This window comes from Streptomyces xingningensis, from assembly GCF_054957865.1.
Genome location: NZ_JBDJPF010000006.1, coordinates 114183 through 130520, shown reverse-complemented (window position 1 = coordinate 130520; position 16338 = coordinate 114183). Strand labels below are relative to the sequence as shown.

Below are 16338 nucleotides of genomic sequence, written 5' to 3'. Positions count from 1 at the left end.
CCGCCCCTCGTTAACTCCCCCACCGGGAGTTGTTGCCGCCCGCATCGGCTCGGGCGGCAACTCGCATACTCAGCGGCCGCTTTTTTGCTCGCCACCCCCCACGGGAACGAGCCGGGGCGGCCCTGAGTGCCTGAATAGGATTTCGCTTCAGGGGTGTTCGCCGCGAGGCCTTTCAACTGTGGCCAAAAGGGCGTGGTAACAGCACGTATCGGTGTGCATACTCAGTGGGCGGGGGGTGACGGCGGATGTCTCATGTGGGGGTTTGGTGCTGCGTGTCCATTTCACTCAACTCGATCTGGCCCGGTTGCGCCTGGCCGGCGACCCGGACGTGCTCTGGGAATCCGTATTGAGTCTTCATCGGTTGCGGGACAAACAAGGGGAGTCGATCTTCGGCGATTGGCGCTCCGAAACCCGTACTCGGTTGAATAGTGAAACTCGGCTTCTGGCGCCGCTGGTTCCCCCACGTGGCTATTTCCCGGACTTCCTGACACCTCCTGAGGGCGTACTCGGACTCGAGTCCGGCATACAGGCGCTGCGTGCCACCCCGGCCGACCGGGTGCACGAGGAGCTGAGCAGACTGTCCACCGTCCGCACCCTGCCGGCTTGGATACGATCGCTCGCCGAGGGCGACACCCGGGCCTTCGGCAAGCTGATCGGAGCGCTGCATGCCTACCACGAGGCCGCCATAGCGCCCTACTGGCCGCACATCCAGGCGCAGATCGAGGCCGACCGCGCGGTGCGCGGCCGGGCGCTGCTGGACGGTGGCGCCGACGCCCTGCTGTCCTCGCTGCCGCCCACCATGCGCTGGCAGCCGCCGGTGCTGGAGGCCGACTACCCGGCGGACCGTGATCTGTATCTGAACGGGCGGGGGTTGCTGCTGGTTCCGTCTTTCTTCTGCCGGGGCAACCCGGTGACCTTCCAGAACCCCGAACTCACCCCCGTGCTCGTCTATCCCGCCCGGCATATGTCGGAGTCGGCCCCGGCCGTCCAGGCCGCGCCGCAGTCGCTGGGCAAGCTGGTCGGCCACACCCGCTCGGCGGTGCTGGGCTCGATCGGCGGCGGCTGCACCACCAGTGAACTCGCCCGCAGGGTAGGGGTGTCGGCGGCCTCGGCCAGCCAGCATGCGGGCGTGCTGCGCGAGGCCGGGCTGGTGCTGACGCTGCGCAATGGCAGCGCGGTGATGCACACCCTGACCCCGCTGGGCGCCGCCCTGCTGCGCGGCGGCCACCGGAGCCCGCAGGGCCGGCGGCTTCAGTCATCGATCCCCGAACGCTCGACTCCCGCCACGATGTAGCGCTGGAGCAGCAGGAACACCAGCAGCAGCGGAAGGATCGACACCGCCGCCGCGATGAACAGCTCATGCAGATTGACCGTTTGCGCGTTGCTGAAGGCCGACAGGGCGACCTGTACCGTCCAGGCGTCGCGGTCCTGCCCGATGACCAGCGGCCAGAGGAAGGCGTTCCAGGCGCCGATGAACACAATGGTGCCGACCGCCGCGAAGACCGGCCGCGAGTTGGGCACCACGATCCGCCAGTAGGTGCGCCAGTAGCCGAGCCCGTCCACCTGTGCGGCGTCCTCCAACTCCCGGGGAAAGCCCAGGAAGTACTGCCGGAAGACAAAGCAGGCAAAGGCGCTGAAGACCGTCGGCACGATCAGCCCGCGCAGCGTGGAGACCCACCCCAGCGAGGAGACCAGCACAAACGACGGGACGAAGGTGACCGCCGCCGGCACCATCAGGGTGCCCAGGATCGCATAGAAGACGGCATTGGCATGGCGGTAGGGGATGCGGGCCAGGCCATAGCCGGCCAGCGAGGCCAGCAGCACGGTGCCGACGGTGGTGAGCACGGCGATCAGCGTGGAGTTCAGCAGGGCGTGTGCCATCGGCACATCGGGGTCGTCGAAGAGCTCGCGGACATTTGACCAGTGCAACTCGCCGGGGAACAACCGCCAGTCGGGCGAGGTGATATCCGACTCGGTGGCGAGGCCGTTGCGCACCAGCAGATAGAAGGGGATGAGGAACAGTACGGCCAGCGCGATCAGCAGTATCAGCCGCACCGCGCGCCCGACCCGTACCAGGGCGTCCTGCATGGCGTCATTCCTCCTTGCGGCCGAGGCCGAACCAGCGGGCCTGAACCACCGTCACCACCGCGATGATCAGGGCGAGTACGACCGCACCCGCACTGCCCAGGCCCAGGTTCTGCCCCTGCCCGAGCGCGGTGTAGTAGAGGTAGACCAGCGGCGGCCGGGCGTAGGGCGGGTAACCCCGGGCGTTGGACAGCAGGTTGAAGAACTCGTCGAAGGCCTGGAAGGCATTGATGACCAGCAGCAGCGCCACCGCCACCGAGGTGCCGCGCAGCGCGGGAAAGGTGATGTGGCGGAAGGTCTGCCACCCGGGCCGCGCCCCGTCCAGCGCCGCCGCCTCATAGAGCCGCACCGGGATGCGCTGCAGTCCGGCCAGGAACAGCACCATATAGAAACCGGCCTGCAGCCACAGCCGTACAGTCACGATGACCGGCCAGTACCAGGGCGGATGGGTGGTGGACAGCCAGGCGACGGGCTCGGTGCCGAACCAGCCGAGCACGGTGTTGGCGAGTCCGAACCGCACCCCATTGAAGATCGACAGCTTCCAGATCAGCGCGGCGACCACATAGGAACAGGCGGTCGGCAGAAAGAAAACCGACCGGAAGAACGCCTGGGCGAAACGCAGTCGGTTGACGGCCAGGGCCAGGCCCAGGGACAGCGCGAAGGTGGTGGGCACGATGAAGGCGGTGAAGACCGCGAAGGTGGCCAGGGAGGAGCGGAAGGCCGAATCGCCCAGTATCTCCGTGTAGTTGTCCAGGCCGATGAAGTTGCTGGGGGTGACGGTGTTGTGTGCGTCGAAGAAGCTGAGGAAGACGCTCCAGCCGAGCGGGACATAGGTGAACAGGAGGAGGCCGAGAGCGAACGGGCCGACGAATACCCAGAACCAGAGGGTATGGTTCCGCTGTCTGCTAGGGGCCACTCAGGGCTTCTTCCGTAGGCGTCCCAGCTCGGCCTCGGCCTTGCGCACCGCCGCCTTCAGCTGGGACTCCGGGTCGGCACTGTCCTTGATGATCCGGCTGAGGGCGTCCTGATAGGCGGTCCGCGCGGCGTCCGTCCACAACAGGGGCTGGGCATGGCCGTGTTCGGTGGCGAACCGCACCGCATCGGCGGCCGGGCCCTGGCGCAGCTTGTCCGCCTTGGTGGCGAGCGAGGTGCGGGCGGGAATGTGGAAGCCATAGGAGAGCGCGAAGTCCTGCTGGAGGTCGGTGCGTTCGATCCACAGCCACTTCACATAGGCCTTGGCCGCGTCCCGGTGCCCGCTCCGCGCGCTCACCGCGGCCGCATACGCCCCCACCGGAACGGCGGGCTTGCCGTTCGGCCCGTCCGGTGGAAAGGGCAGTACCCCGAAGTCGTCGCCGAGCGCCTTTTTGATCTGCGGCAGCGCCCATAGCCCGGACCACTGCATCGCGGTGAGCCCCTGGATGAACGCGGACGGGTCGGACCAGTCGCTGGGCGCGCCCAGCAGCAGGGACTTGTCGGCGTACAGTCGGCGGATCTTGGCGAGGGCGCGGGCGGCGGCCGGATCGTCGAAGCCGACCTTGCCGTCGGGGGTGATCAGGGACAGCCCGGCCGCGTGCAGCGGGGTGCCGTCCAGGACGCCGGCGCCGCCGTCATTGCCGAGGAAGAGCCCCTTGGTCTTCCGGTCGGTGAGCTTGCGCGCCGCGTCCACCAGCTCGTCCAGCGTTCCCGGCGGCCGTACGCCCGCGGCGTCCAGCAGGCTCTTGCGGTAGTAGAGCAGCTGGGTGTCGATGGTCTGGGGGATGCCCCAGATCCGGCCGTCGTAGGTCTTGGGGGCGAGCACGGCCGGGTTGTAGTCGCCCTTGGTGCTCTCGATCAGATCGGTGAGATCGACGACCTGCCCGCCCCGGATCTGCTCCAGGGTCGGTCCGTTGACCTCGAAGACATCGGGCCCGGAGTCGGTGAGCAGGGCGGCGGCGGTCTGCTGGTCGTAATTCCCGGGCCGCCACTGCACTTTGACGCTCGCGCTCCGGTAGGTCTCCGCATAGCGCCGGACGGCGCTTTCGGTGCCGGGCTCGCCATACTGGTGGTACCAGTGGGAGAGGCCAGGGTCCGAACCGGAGCCGCTCCGGCCGGTGTTGGAGCCACAAGCGGCGGTGAGGCCGCCGGTGAGGGCGAGGCCCGCACCGGCTGTCAGCAGCTGTCTGCGGTTGATCGGCAAGTCCCTGTCCTCTTATCTGGGTTGGGTGGTTTCCGGTCGTCAGTGATCGTACGGATCTCGGTCAACGATGGAGAGGGATTGCGGCAGGGATGTTGCCGGAGTATGTCAACAGTTGATATCGAACATAAATTCGATCAATCGAATCCTCGTATACCCTGAAATGACCTGTGCCGGGGGACCCGGCCAACGCCCTGGACTGCAGGAACGGAGCGCGCCACCATGCCTGGCCCCGATGTCACGGTCATCATCGCCGCATACAACGCCATGCCGTATGTGACCCGCAGTGTCACCTCCGTCCTTGACCAGACCCTGGGAGCGGACCGGATCGAACTGATCGTGGTCGACGACGGATCCACCGACGGCACGGCGGGCGAGCTGGACCGGCTGGCGGCCGGAGCGCCCCTGATGCGGGTGATCCACCAGCCGAACTCCGGCGGACCGGCCGGCCCGCGCAACCTCGGCCTGGACCGGGCCACCGGCCGCCATGTCTTCTTCCTCGACGCGGACGACCACCTGGGCCCCGAGGCGCTGGAACGCATGGTCGCCGCCGCCGACGAGAACGGCTCCGATGTCGTCCTGGGGCGGATCGTCGGGGAGGGCGGGCGCCGCGCCCCGCGCTCGATGTTCGGCCGCAACCAGCCCAGGACCGATGTCTTCGCCTCCCGCGTCTACTGGACGCTCAACCCGATGAAGCTGTTCCGGCGCGAGCTGATCGACCGGCTCGGACTCCGCTTCGAGACGGGGCTGTCCATCGGCGAGGACCAGCCGTTCACCGCCACCGCCTACCTCGAGGCCGCCGCGATCTCGGTGGTCGCGGACTATGACTGCCTGTACTGGGTCGCGCGCCAGGACGGCAACAACATCACCTCGCAGCCGCACGGCACCCGGATGCGGATGGACCTGTTCCGGCTGATGACCGAACTGGTGGCCAAGCGGGTCGGCCCCGGCACCGACCGGGACACCCTGATGCACCGGCACTTCGCCGTCGAACTGCGCGACGCCGTACTGCAGTTGTGCCGCGAGCCGCACCGCGAGGTGCAGGACAAGCTCCTCGGGGAACTGGGCGACCTGATCGCGCCGTACTACCACCAGGGCCTGGCCGCCAGGCTGCCCGCCGTGGTCCGGCTGCGCTGCCACCTCATCGAACACGGTCTCCTCGACGAACTGCTGACCCTGGTGCGCTGGGAACTGGACCGGGGAGCCGCCAGCTATGGCATCACCACCCTGGCCGCCACGGCCGCCGTGGGCCCGGAGATCCTCACCGAGAACGGCCGGGCCTACGCCCGCTACCCGTACTTCCGCGACTCCACGCTCAACATCCCCGACGACTGCTACGACATCACCGCCGAGCTGGGCGTCCGCCACCTGGTGGAGACCGCGGAACTCGACGCGTCCGGGCCGCTCCGCCTCACCGGCCACGCCTACCTGGCCCGAATAGCCACCCGGGACGTCACCACCGAACTCATCCTGCGCAAGCGCGGTTCCAGCGCGGAGTACCGGCTTCCCGTGCGCCACACCCCGACGCCGGGCCTGGGCGCGGACGAGGACGGCGGCCGCACCGACTACTCCACGGCCGGTTTCGAGGTGACCGTGGACCCGGCCACCGCCGCCGACGGCGCACCGCTGCCCGCCGGACTGTGGGACATATCCCTGGCCGTGGGCGCCCAGGGCATCGTCAAGGAGGCCCGCCTGGGCAGCCGCCGCGCCGACTCCGTGACCACCGGGACCACCACCCTGGTCACCCCGGACGGCACCCCGGCCGCGCTCTTCACCACCAAGCCCTACGGCAACCTCACCCTCGACCTCGGCGAAACCCGGCACCGCGTCCTGCCCCACCTGACCGTGACCGGCGCCGCCTGGGCCCCCGACGCCCCCGCCACCCTCGCGGTGACCGGGCAGTGCACCCTCGCGGGCCGGCCGGCCGGAGCGCTGACGGTACGAGCGGTGGGCCCCGAGGGCGCGGAACTGACCGCCCCCGTGGAGCGCACCGGCGACTTCACCGTCCACCTCCCCTGCACCACCCCCGGCGAATGGCGGTTCACCCTGCGCCTGGCCGTCCGGGACAAGCAGTGGTCCGTCCCCGTACCGCCGCAGCCGAAGCTGGAACCCGCCCGCTGGCAGCGGCTGGGCCTGCCCTGGTACGCCAAGCCGGTGCCGGGCAAGGACGCACTGACCCTGCGGGTCGGCAAGGTGGAGCTGCTGAAGGGGGTGCGCGGGCGTCTCAAGCGGCGTTAGCCGGTCAGCGCAGGGCGTAGCCGCCGTCGGGGTAGAGCGTCGAGCCGGTCATAAAGGTGTTGGTGAACAGGAAGTGCACCGCGTCGGCGATCTCGCGCTCGGTGCCGGGCCGGTGCAACAGGGCGTCCCGGCCGTACTGGGCGAAGCTCGCCGCACGCACCTCGGCGGGACGCTGCGCCCAGAGATTGCCGTCGACCGTGCCGGGGGAGACGACGTTGACGCGGACGGGCGCGAGTTCCACCGCGAGCCCGCGCCCGAGCCCCTCGATCGCCGCGTTGCAGGCCACGTAGGCGGGTGCGGCGGCCGGGGGGCGCACGCTCGCGGCACCGGACATCAGCACGACGGAGGCGTCCGCGGTCAGCTTGGGAGCCGCGTGCTTGACGGCGTGGTACTGCCCCCAGAACTTCGACACAAAGGGACTCTCGGCCTCGCTGTCGGTCAACTCCCGCATGGGGCCGACCTGGTAGGACGCGGCCGGCGTGAAGAGGTGGTCGATCCGGTCGATGCCGTCGAAGAACCCGGCCAGCGACTCCTGGTCGGTGTTGTCGACCACGCCCCAGGTGGCACGCTCCCCGAGCGACTCCGCGGCCGTCGCCAGCTTCCCGGCATTCCGTCCGCCGATCACGACATACGCGCCGTCGGCGATGGCCCGGCGGGCGACCTCCAGGCCGATGCCCGAACTTCCGCCGACGATGACGACATGGCGGTCGGCGAGCGGGGTGGCAGGGGCGGGGGAAGCCGTGGCGGTCATGCGGTTCGCCTTTCGGTGGGATGCGGATTCTGTCCGTCCGAACCCCATCGGTGATCACTTCATTCCGGCATTCCGGCATTCGGACTGCGGCCGTCGGCCATCGTGTCAGTCCCCGATGACACGATCTCCATCATGACGACGATCGAGCGCCCCATGCCGCCTCTCAACGCCGACGAGCGCACCACGCTGGAGAGCTGGCTGGACTTCTACCGCACCACACTGGCCATGAAGTGCGAAGGACTGAGCGACGAGCAGGTACGCCGCGCCTCCGTGGCTCCTTCACCGCTGACCCTTCTCGGCCTCGTTCAACACATGGCCGAGGTCGAGCGAAACTGGTTCCGCCGTGTCCTGACCGGCGAAGAGGTCGCGCCGATCTACGACCCGCATGCTGATCCCCATGGCCACGACGGCGGGTTCGATCTCACCGAGAGCGTCTCCTTCGAGATGGCCCGGGCGACCTGGCAGGCCGAGATCGCCCGCGCTCGGGCCAACTGCGCCGCTCGCGAACTGGAGCAGACCAGCCCGTTCATGGGCGGCGACGTGACCTTGCGGTGGATCTACACCCACCTGATCGCCGAATACGCCCGGCACAACGGACACGCCGACCTCATCCGCGAACGCATCGACGGCACCACCGGTGTCTGACCGGCCCGCTGTGCGGTTGCGGACCCTGGCCGATCTCGAACACCCGCGGTCACGGCCTGCGTTGTGGTTCAGCGTGCCGTGGTGGTGTGGTGCCGGTGCTGCGGGCCGAGGACGCGCAGCATGTCCAGGGCCTCGGTGCCGCCGGGCGGCGGGGTGAAGATCAGCAGTCGCTGGTCGGCGGCGGGTGTCGCCAGCACCTCGCAGTCGAACTCGATTTTGCCGAGCTCGGGATGTATGAGCCGGTACGGGTGTGATCTGCGCACCGCGACCTCGTGCCGGTCCCAGAGCGCCACGAACTCGGCGCTGGCCTCGCGCAGTCGCGTGACAAGTGCGCGGGACGGCGCGTCGTCCCCGCGGCGGGCCACCGCGGCGCGCAGGTCGGCGACCAGCTGCCGGGCGTGCTCCTCGTGCTCCTCGGCGGCGAAATGGTCCCGTACGTCCTGCTCGGTGAACCAGCGCAGCATGATGTTGCGGTCCTCGCGGGCCACCGTGCACACGCAGCCGAACAGCGCCTGCGCCATGTCGTTCTGCGCCAGCAGGTCGCCCAGGTCGCTCAGAATCTGGACCGGAACGTTGTCCAGCCGGTCGAGGAGGTACAGCATGCTCGGCCGCAGGTACTCCCCGGCCCGCGCCCCCTCCGGCGGGCGGTGCCCGGCGAGCAGGTACAGATGGTCCCGCTCGTCGATGGTCAGCCGCAGCGCGCGCGTCAGCGCGGTCAGCATCTGAACCGAGGGCTGCGGGCTCCTGGCCTGCTCGAGCCGCATGTAATAGTCGGCCGACATCCCGGCGAGCGCCGCGACCTCCTCGCGGCGCAGTCCCGGCGTACGCCGCCTCGGCCCCTCGACCAGTCCGACGTCCTGTGGAGCCAGCCGGTCCCGGGACCGGCGCAGGAAATCGGCAAGGTCCTCGCGTTGCATCCCCATGCCGGTAGTCATATCACCGTTCGTCGAACGCATCCTCGGACCGTCGGTCCTAGGTAGACCACTCCGCTCCCGGGCCGCCGAAGGCGATGGCAGGGTCGGGGTGTGGCCATCGAGGCGCGGTCGTCACCAGTCCGAACGAGGAAGAGCGGTGATCACATGATGAAGGCGGTACGACTCCACGAGTACGGCGGGATCGATGTCCTGCAGGTGGCGGAGGTGGAGCGTCCGGTTCCCGGCCCCGGGCAGGTGCTGGTCGAGGTTCGCGCGGCCGGGATCCAGCCCGGCGAGGCGGCGATCCGGCAGGGCGCGCTGCACGAGCGCTGGCCGGCGACGTTCCCCTCCGGGCAGGGCAGCGATCTGGCCGGCGTCGTGGTGGAGGCCGGCCCGCAGGTGCGCGGCTTCGCGGCGGGGGACGAGGTCCTGGGCTTCACCCACAGAAGGGCGAGCCACGCGGAGTTCGTCGTGGTCGACGACGTGAATCTGGTCTTCCGTCCGGAGGGACTGTCCTGGGACGTGGCCGGGTCGTTGCACGTGGCCGGCACGACCGCGTACGCCACCGTGTTCGCGGTGGACCCCGGACCGGCCGACACGGTCGTCGTGTCCGGTGCGGCGGGCGGCGTCGGTTCGCTTGCCGTGCAGCTCGCGCGGCGGCGCGGCGCCACAGTGATCGGGCTGGCGAGCGAGTCGAACCATGCCTGGCTGAAGGAGCACGGTGTCGTCCCGGTCGAGTACGGGGAGGGCGTGGCCGAGCGGATCCGGCAGGCCTCCGGCGGGACCGTCGACGCGTTCATCGACACGTTCGGCACCGGCTATGTGGACTTGGCAGTGGAGCTGGGCGTGCGGCCCGAGCGGATCAACACGATCCGCGACTGGCAGACGGCGGCCAGGGTCGGTGCGCGGACCTACGGAGAAAGCACGGCGGCATGCGCGGCCGTGCTCGGCGAGCTGGCCCGGCTCGCCGCGCGCGGGGAGCTCGAGGTGACGATCGCCCGCACCTACCCGCTGGAGCGGGTGCGGGACGCGTTCCGCGAGCTGGAACTGCGGCACACGCACGGCAAGATCGTGCTACGCCCCTAGGGCGGAGACGATGAAACGGACCCGCTCCTCGACGGATGACCGGGGGAGCGGGACCAGCTCATAGCCGTATTCCCCGTATGCCTCCACCATGCACTGATGGGTGCGCTCGGCCTCTTCCGGGCTCTGCCTGCGCTCGGCGTCCCGCCGGTAGATCTCCGGCCAGGGCGGCGCGATGAACACCCTCGGGCGGTACCGGAACCGCCGGGCCGCGCGGTGCAGGTGCTCCGGCACCGGCCGCCGCTCCAGGCGCAGATAGCCCACGATGTCCGGGATCCCGCGATCGAAGAACACCGGGCCCGCCGCGTCCTCGGCCAGGCGGTGGGAGCGCAGCTCCCAGCAGAGCATCAGCTCGGCGAACAGATCCGGATCGGCCCAGGGCAACGCGCCTCCCCCGATGGCCACTTGGTCCTGGATGATGCCCCGCCCCGCCTCCTGCGACCGCGCGTAACCGGCCTTCTGGAGATGGTCGATCAGGGTGCTCTTCCCCGACCCGGGCCCTCCGGTGATGACCGTGAAATGCAGTTCCGGATCCAATGGCATGCTGTCGCTCCTCCCTGTGCGTGAACCCGACCGTACCGGCGGGGCAGACACACTTGGCGCGTACACTCATCACGTATCGTGATCGACGGGGGAGTGCATCACATGGAACTGCGCCAAATCCGCTATTTCCTGGCGGTCGCCGAGGAACTGCACTTCGGGCGGGCCGCGGAACGGCTGCACATCGTCCAGCCGACCGTCAGCCAGCAGGTCCGGCGGCTGGAGCGCGAGCTCGGCCTGGAACTGTTCCACCGCACCACCCGCAATGTCACGCTCACCGCCGCGGGCGGTGCGTTCCTGCAGCATGCCCGCGCCATCCTGGCCGCCGAGCAGCTGGCCCTGGAGGGCATGGCCGAGCTGCGCACCGAACAGACCACGGAGCTGCGCATCGGCACCAACATCGGGCTGGGCACGCGGCTGGAGGCAGTGCTGGCGGCCCTGGCCGAGGACTCCCCGCGGACCGCGGTGGAACTCGTCAGCGCCCCGCCCGCCACCCGGCTCCAGCAGGTGCGGGACGGTGAGCTGGACGCGGCCTTCATCCGGGGCCCGTCCGAACACCCCGACCTCGACTTCATCCCCCTCTGGCAGGACCCGCTGGTCGCCGCCCTCCCGCAGTCCCATCCGCTGGCCGCCCGGGACACCGTCGACCTCGCCGACCTGGCGGGCATGCCGCTGCGCATCGTCCCCCGCGAGGTCAACCCGCACCTGGTCGACCTGATCACCGAAGCCTGCCGCGCCGCGGGCTTCGAGCCGGTGCTGGGACCCGCCTTCACCACCGACCAGGACACCCTGGCCGCGATCGGCGTCAGCGGGTCCGGCTGGACGGTCTACTACGCCGCCAAGGCCGCGATCATGCCGACCACCCTCACCGTCTTCCGCCCGTTCACCCCACCCGCCCCCGCCATGCGGAGTTACCTGGCGGTACGCCCGTCCACCCCTGCGCGGCGGCTGGCACCGCTGCTGGACGCGTGCCGGGCGCAGGGGGATTGAGCGGGGCGGGCGGGGGCCGTCACCCTCTTTTGTGGGGGATGCGCGAGAGATGGTCGGCCCACCCCCTGCGGTACTCCGCTTCTTGCTTCAGGGCCGCGTGGAGTTCGGTGTCCGTTCCGGCGACTTTGGCCCACTGGGCTCGTCCGACAGCTCCGTTGACGGCGCTCCGGAACCGGTCGCAGATACTGCATTCGTCCTGCGTGGGGTAGCAGGGCGGGCCACCGACATGCTGCACAGGGGGCAGAGGATTCAGCACGTGTGCCCCTTGTGGTTGAACATCGGGACGCGGGCCCTGAGTTGGTCAGTGCGGCTGACGGGACGATAGGTGGTGGTGTGCCACATCTTGCCGTCATCGAGCGGCTTCAAGGTGACCTGTTGCTGCTCTCTGTCCCAGGCAACTGCCGTGCCCGCACGGTCATATGAGGTGTCAGTGACCAGCATGCCGGGCGCGGGTACCCATCGGGCCATACCAGAGTGGTCCACCGTGAACGCGGCAGGGCGTTTCTCACCCACCAGTTACCTCCTTGCGGTAGATGCACCCGTCGGGTCGTGCGGACATTCCGACGCTGGACGGGTGGGGCGTGGTGCACCACTCAGTGCACCGTCTGAACGGGCACTGCGGGCCTCGAGGAGCCGGACGTTTAGGCGGACGTTTTCACCCACTGCGGGAGTCATGTGGCTACGGTGAGAGAGGGTGGACGACGGTTGTGAGGGGAAGCGCATGACAGGCAAAGCCGTGAGACGACCGGCGGGGTTACGGCGGGCTGCCGGATACACGCAAGAGACCTTTGTGAGGGCGTTCGCCGAGGAAGCCACTCACCTTGGCATCGATGCTTCCGTGAGCGTGCGACAGCTCCGCCGTTGGGAGCGTGAGAATCCCCCGCCGCTCCCTCACCCGGGTCAGCAGGTCGTGCTGGAAGCGATGTTCGGCGTACCGCTTGCCGAGATGGGCTTTGACGTCCCTTCCCATCGCGGGGCTGTCTCAGCGCCGATCAGTGACACCGGAGAGGTGAGGCGGAGGACGTTCGTCGCCGATGTCGGGGCTCTTGCCGCGGCGGCCGTTGGTTCCGCTCGCCCGGGCCCGAGACTCGGCTCGACCGATGTCGCGCGCCTGCGCGTATGGCTTGACGGCCTGTATTGGACGGATCACACGGCTGGCAGCGTGCCCGCCATGACGCAGGCGGACCGTCTCGAGGGCGAGATCACGGGCGCCCTCGCTGCCGCTTCGTACACCGGCCGCGTCGGTCGTGAGTTGCAGAGGATGCTTGCCGAGCTGCACGGTCATCGGGCGTGGTACGGCTACGACGGCGGACGGACCGATCAGGGACGGGCCGCCTGCATGGAAGCTCTCGCAGCGGCACAGTTCGTGGACGACCCGCTGCTGCAGATCTCCGTGTTGGAAACGCTCGTGCTGCTTGCCATCAAGGCAGAGAGGGTCTGGGAGGCCGCGAGCGCGGTCGAGAGCGCTTACCGGCTCGCCATGCGTGCGGGCGCCGGGCATACGGTGCGCCTTGTGATCGCGCTGCGGGACGCCAACGTAGCCACCCATGCAGGAGACCTGTCCGGTACTCGCCGGGCCCTGAGCCGGGCCGTCAACCATCAGGGGCGCGCAGACACGGACATCGAGGTGCCGAAGTGGGCTCGCTTCGCGGGCCCGTTCGAGGTCGACTATGCGACGGCGGACATGTACGTGCGGGCCGGGCAGCCTAAACGTGCCGTTCCATTCCTCCGGGCCGCCGTGCGCGCCATGGGCGATGACCTTGCCCGCAACAACGCCTCGTACCGTGTGAAACTTGCGCGAGTACTCCTTGAAGCCGGGGAAATCGAAGAGGCGTGCGCAGAGATGGCCGCCGTCCTCAACGCATGCGTCAGCATCGCCTCACCGCGGCTGCTGGGCAGGATCCGAGGGTTTCAGCGGGCCGTCGCCGGTATCGACAGCGCCACTGCCCGCGAATGCGGGGAGCGTATCCGAGGGAGCGCCACGTGACAGCGCAAGGGGGCATCACCGTAGAGCGCATGGACGGGTCGGCCGCTGCGCGGGCCGAGGGCGCGTTCAGGCTGGTCTACGCCGAGGCGTTCGCGGAACCGCCGTACAACGAGACCGCGGGCGGCGTCGCGGCCGCCTTCCGGCGCTTCCGGTCCCAGACCCGCAAACCCGCCTTCCGCGCCGCCCTGGCCCGTACCGAGGACGGTGAACCCGTCGGTATGGCGTACGGCTATCCGCTCGGCCCTAACACGGGCTGGTGGGACCAGCTGGCCGATCCCGTACCCGACGACATGCGGCGTGAGGACGGGCACCGCACATTCGGGCTCATGGAGCTTGCCGTTCGCGAACCGTGGCGTCGGCAAGGCGTCGCACGCCGCCTGCACGAGACACTGCTCGACGGCACCGGGGCCGAGCGGGCGCTGCTCAACGTCCATCCGGACAGCACGGCGGCGTCGGCCGCCTACGGGGCATGGGGGTACCGAAAAATCGGCGAGGCGCGCCCATGGGAGGGCGCCGGCCTCCATGATGTGATGCTGCTCGACCTGCGCTGAGCACGCCATGGGTTCCCCGCGCGCAGGGGGAGTGAGCGGGACAAAGCGGTGAGCGCGCGGCGGTTCCTGTCGGCGAGGACGCTGGTTCGCTCCCGCGGAGCAGCGTAAACCACGCAGCACGGTTGAGCTCCGGGCCCCCACGGGAGGAAATGGGGTCCTCAGCACCAACGGCACATGAGTGTCAATGCGTTCATGTCACGGCGCAGCTGCCCCGTAGAGGGCGGGCAGGTCGACCAGGAGAAGGTCGTCACGGCAGCCGACCGATTCGACCAGGTCGGGATGGAAGCCGTGCAGGGAGTACAAGGCCAACGTGGTGCCGGTGGTGTCGTACCCCTGGTCGGCGAGCAGGGTGCGGATGTGTTCCAGACGTTGCAGGTCTCCGGTGCCACGGCGGGCGGCGGTCGCCTTGGCCTCACCGAGCAGCGCGATCGTCGCGCGGGGGGACTGCGCTCGCTCGCCGGCAGCCAGGGCGATGACGTCGACCTCGTGCTTGGTACGGGCCTGTGGGTCGGCGACCTCGGTGGTGCCGACCGGGCCGGGCAGCCCGCCGGGCAGCAGCGGGTGGGCGTAGCGGCGGGTGAAGTCGCGTGCCAGGTCCTCGAAGTGCGGTCCGAGGATCTTGGAGTTGAAGGTCGGGGTGGCCTGCTGCCACACCTGCTCCGCGAAGCCCTGCTCCACTGCGGTCACCTGCGGCAAGGTGATCAGCTGATTGAAGCGGATGACCGGGTCGGCGAGCGTGATGACCGGGTGGCGGGAGCGCAGGACGTCCTGCTCGCGCCGGATGTATCCGGTCGACTCCAGTACCCCGAGAGGGTGGGCGACGGCGTTGCGCGGGCGCTCCAGGGCGGCACCGATCTTGCTGGGGGTGGTGGCGCCCTGGGCGATGGCGGTGAGGATGTCGTAGTACAGCGTGTGCTGCGTGATCCTGGGGTCCTCTCGCAGCAGATACTCGGTCTCGGTGCGCGAGTACACCGCTCGGCCCGGGTCGAGGAGGGTGCGTGCCAGCCAGGCATCGAAGCCGTCGTCCGGATGCGGGCGGGCAGCCACCGGCCGGTATCCGGGTGCACCGCCGAGGACCGCGTGCACTTTCAACGCGGTCAGCGGATCGGTGATCTGCCAGAAGGCCCGGCTGTCCCGGTAGTCGAAAGCCCCCAGCCGCAGATCGACCACGGCCCTGCCCCGCAGCGGCTTCGTCCCCGACAACAGTTCGTGCATGACACTCATCGCGGAGCCGCACAGGATCAGTCGCGGGCCCGGTCCGGCCCCGGGCCGGGCGCCGCGCTGGCGCTCGTCGTAGAGCTGCTGGAGCAGACCCGGGATCTCGGGTGAGTGCTGCAGCAGATACGGCAACTCGTCGATCACCAGCAGCGGATGCGACGAACGGGCCGTCACATCAAGGGCGTTGGACAGCACATCGCGCCAGTCGGTCAGCCGCAGGCTCCCCGCCCGCAAGCCGGCCCGGGCGGCGACCGCGTCGCTGAACCGCTGGATCGCGGGCAGCCGCCCTTCTTCCCGAACCGCCGTGACGTACAGTCCGCCGACCTGCTCGGACAGGGCCTGCAGCAGGTACGACTTCCCGTGCCGCCGACGCCCGGACACGATGCCGAGCCGCATCGCGGGATCCGGGTCGGCGAGGAACTCCGCGAGGAGGTTCCACTCGCGGTCCCGGTCGACCACATCATCAGGCTTGGCCGGCAGATCCTTGGTCACCGGGACTCCTTCAAACCGACTACGACACATCCCGTCCAAGTCTACTTCGACGAAAACCGTCGCACTGGATTTACTTCACCCCGCCACTGCCACCGCCGCCCGGCGCCGTACCGCCAGGTCCTGGGTGCCCACCGACACCGCCATATAGGCGTAGAGAGTGGAGGGGCCGAGCAGGCCGACCCCGGTCGTGTGGTCTATCCAGACGTCCAGACCGATGTGCGCGGCGAGGGAGGCCAGCCACAGTGCCACCGTCGCCGCGGTGCCCTTGCGGAGCGCGAGGCCCGCCGGGTCGCGCCACACGCGTACGGTGCGGGCGCGGAGTGCGCCGAAGGCCGTTGCGACGACGAGGGCCACCGCCAGCAGGATCACGGTCGCCGGGGACAGCGGGTGGGAGTCGGTCACCGACTTCACGCCGAAGGTGAGCGCCAGGACGCCGAGCACGCCGAGCAGGCCGAGCAGCCGGAGGTCCGCCGACTGGCGAACCGGGCGGGTGCGCAGCTGGCGGCGGAGGATCAGGGCGACGATGACGAGGCCGATGGCAGCGCTGGTGCTGTTGTTCATGCAGAAAGCTCCCCCCTGGTGAATCTTTGGCCACTGTATTGCGGGGGAGAGGGCGACATGAGGGTGGCATAGGGGGTCCCCGGCGCACCGCCGGGGCCCCTGTGCGGTCG

General features: G+C 69.5%; 16 protein-coding genes. 7 read left to right on the top strand and 9 right to left on the bottom strand.

Features of this window, described 5'->3' with window-relative positions; translation table 11 throughout:
• Positions 1–265: 265 nt before the first annotated feature.
• Positions 266–1294 carry an ArsR/SmtB family transcription factor gene (locus tag ABCR83_RS05530; RefSeq protein WP_462693646.1) on the top strand — a complete coding sequence of 343 codons (1029 nt, stop codon included), beginning with the start codon at positions 266–268 and terminating at the stop codon, positions 1292–1294.
• Here ABCR83_RS05530 and ABCR83_RS05525 read toward each other — a convergent pair.
• From ABCR83_RS05525 to ABCR83_RS05515, 3 genes are read right to left on the bottom strand one after another with little or no spacing between them, the layout of a single operon-like run.
• Complete coding sequence (locus ABCR83_RS05525) at positions 1252–2088, bottom strand: carbohydrate ABC transporter permease (RefSeq protein ID WP_462693645.1); 837 nt, start codon at positions 2086–2088, stop codon at positions 1252–1254. The two genes, ABCR83_RS05530 and ABCR83_RS05525, sit on opposite strands and share 43 nt — an antisense overlap.
• 4 nt (positions 2089–2092) lie before the next feature.
• A complete protein-coding gene (locus ABCR83_RS05520) occupies positions 2093–3001 on the bottom strand; it encodes a carbohydrate ABC transporter permease (protein WP_462693644.1) in 909 nt (302 codons plus the stop codon).
• Positions 3002–4261, bottom strand: coding sequence for an ABC transporter substrate-binding protein (locus ABCR83_RS05515; RefSeq protein WP_462693643.1), 1260 nt, complete (start codon positions 4259–4261; stop codon positions 3002–3004). It lies immediately after the preceding gene.
• 219 nt (positions 4262–4480) lie between these two features.
• Here ABCR83_RS05515 and ABCR83_RS05510 point away from each other — a divergent pair, with 219 nt between their 5' ends.
• A complete protein-coding gene (locus ABCR83_RS05510) occupies positions 4481–6496 on the top strand; it encodes a glycosyltransferase family 2 protein (protein WP_462693642.1) in 2016 nt (671 codons plus the stop codon).
• Between the two features lie 4 nt (positions 6497–6500).
• Here ABCR83_RS05510 and ABCR83_RS05505 read toward each other — a convergent pair whose 3' ends face one another.
• On the bottom strand, positions 6501–7247 hold the full coding sequence (locus ABCR83_RS05505) for an SDR family oxidoreductase (RefSeq protein ID WP_462693641.1): 747 nt from the start codon (positions 7245–7247) through the stop codon (positions 6501–6503).
• 132 nt (positions 7248–7379) lie between these two features.
• On the opposite strand from ABCR83_RS05505, the gene ABCR83_RS05500 reads away from it, so the two are divergent.
• Entirely contained in the window at positions 7380–7892 is a 513-nt protein-coding gene (locus ABCR83_RS05500) for a DinB family protein (protein WP_462693640.1), read from the top strand.
• 68 nt (positions 7893–7960) lie between these two features.
• Here the strand turns inward: ABCR83_RS05500 and ABCR83_RS05495 are convergent, their stop codons facing one another.
• Positions 7961–8815: a helix-turn-helix transcriptional regulator gene (locus ABCR83_RS05495; protein WP_462693639.1), complete on the bottom strand. Its 855-nt coding sequence runs from the start codon at positions 8813–8815 to the stop codon at positions 7961–7963.
• A 159-nt stretch (positions 8816–8974) separates the two neighbouring features.
• Between ABCR83_RS05495 and ABCR83_RS05490 the strand changes: the two genes are divergently transcribed.
• Positions 8975–9892: an NADP-dependent oxidoreductase gene (locus ABCR83_RS05490; protein WP_462693679.1), complete on the top strand. Its 918-nt coding sequence runs from the start codon at positions 8975–8977 to the stop codon at positions 9890–9892.
• Here the strand turns inward: ABCR83_RS05490 and ABCR83_RS05485 are convergent.
• Positions 9881–10432, bottom strand: coding sequence for an AAA family ATPase (locus ABCR83_RS05485; protein WP_462693638.1), 552 nt, complete (start codon positions 10430–10432; stop codon positions 9881–9883). The two genes, ABCR83_RS05490 and ABCR83_RS05485, sit on opposite strands and share 12 nt — an antisense overlap.
• Before the next feature lie 102 nt (positions 10433–10534).
• Between ABCR83_RS05485 and ABCR83_RS05480 the strand changes: the two genes are divergently transcribed.
• On the top strand, positions 10535–11419 hold the full coding sequence (locus ABCR83_RS05480; protein WP_462693637.1) for a LysR family transcriptional regulator: 885 nt from the start codon (positions 10535–10537) through the stop codon (positions 11417–11419).
• Between the two features lie 249 nt (positions 11420–11668).
• Here ABCR83_RS05480 and ABCR83_RS05475 read toward each other — a convergent pair whose 3' ends face one another.
• The gene (locus ABCR83_RS05475; protein ID WP_462693636.1) at positions 11669–11932 is read right to left on the bottom strand and encodes a hypothetical protein; all 264 of its coding nucleotides are present in this window, start codon (positions 11930–11932) and stop codon (positions 11669–11671) included.
• 397 nt (positions 11933–12329) lie between these two features.
• On the opposite strand from ABCR83_RS05475, the gene ABCR83_RS05470 reads away from it, so the two are divergent.
• Both ABCR83_RS05470 and ABCR83_RS05465 read left to right on the top strand, forming a co-directional pair.
• Positions 12330–13406 carry a hypothetical protein gene (locus ABCR83_RS05470; RefSeq protein WP_462693635.1) on the top strand — a complete coding sequence of 359 codons (1077 nt, stop codon included), beginning with the start codon at positions 12330–12332 and terminating at the stop codon, positions 13404–13406.
• A gap of 29 nt (positions 13407–13435) precedes the next feature.
• Positions 13436–13957 (top strand): GNAT family N-acetyltransferase, encoded by a 522-nt coding sequence (locus tag ABCR83_RS05465; protein ID WP_462693678.1) that lies wholly within the window; start codon positions 13436–13438, stop codon positions 13955–13957.
• Between the two features lie 195 nt (positions 13958–14152).
• Here ABCR83_RS05465 and ABCR83_RS05460 read toward each other — a convergent pair whose 3' ends face one another.
• A complete protein-coding gene (locus tag ABCR83_RS05460; RefSeq protein WP_462693634.1) occupies positions 14153–15667 on the bottom strand; it encodes an AAA family ATPase in 1515 nt (504 codons plus the stop codon).
• A gap of 75 nt (positions 15668–15742) precedes the next feature.
• Positions 15743–16228 carry a hypothetical protein gene (locus ABCR83_RS05455; RefSeq protein ID WP_462693633.1) on the bottom strand — a complete coding sequence of 162 codons (486 nt, stop codon included), beginning with the start codon at positions 16226–16228 and terminating at the stop codon, positions 15743–15745.
• Positions 16229–16338 lie beyond the last annotated feature (110 nt).

Bases quoted from the DNA above. Each gene is read 5' to 3' on its own strand.
- ABCR83_RS05525 (WP_462693645.1), bottom strand. From the start codon at position 2,088: ATGCAGGACGCCCTGGTACGGGTCGGGCGCGCGGTGCGGCTGATACTG.
- ABCR83_RS05510 (WP_462693642.1), top strand. From the start codon at position 4,481: ATGCCTGGCCCCGATGTCACGGTCATCATCGCCGCATACAACGCCATG.
- ABCR83_RS05505 (WP_462693641.1), bottom strand. From the start codon at position 7,247: ATGACCGCCACGGCTTCCCCCGCCCCTGCCACCCCGCTCGCCGACCGC.
- ABCR83_RS05500 (WP_462693640.1), top strand. From the start codon at position 7,380: ATGACGACGATCGAGCGCCCCATGCCGCCTCTCAACGCCGACGAGCGC.
- ABCR83_RS05495 (WP_462693639.1), bottom strand. From the start codon at position 8,815: ATGGGGATGCAACGCGAGGACCTTGCCGATTTCCTGCGCCGGTCCCGG.
- ABCR83_RS05490 (WP_462693679.1), top strand. From the start codon at position 8,975: ATGAAGGCGGTACGACTCCACGAGTACGGCGGGATCGATGTCCTGCAG.
- ABCR83_RS05485 (WP_462693638.1), bottom strand. From the start codon at position 10,432: ATGCCATTGGATCCGGAACTGCATTTCACGGTCATCACCGGAGGGCCC.
- ABCR83_RS05480 (WP_462693637.1), top strand. From the start codon at position 10,535: ATGGAACTGCGCCAAATCCGCTATTTCCTGGCGGTCGCCGAGGAACTG.
- ABCR83_RS05465 (WP_462693678.1), top strand. From the start codon at position 13,436: ATGGACGGGTCGGCCGCTGCGCGGGCCGAGGGCGCGTTCAGGCTGGTC.
- ABCR83_RS05455 (WP_462693633.1), bottom strand. From the start codon at position 16,228: ATGAACAACAGCACCAGCGCTGCCATCGGCCTCGTCATCGTCGCCCTG.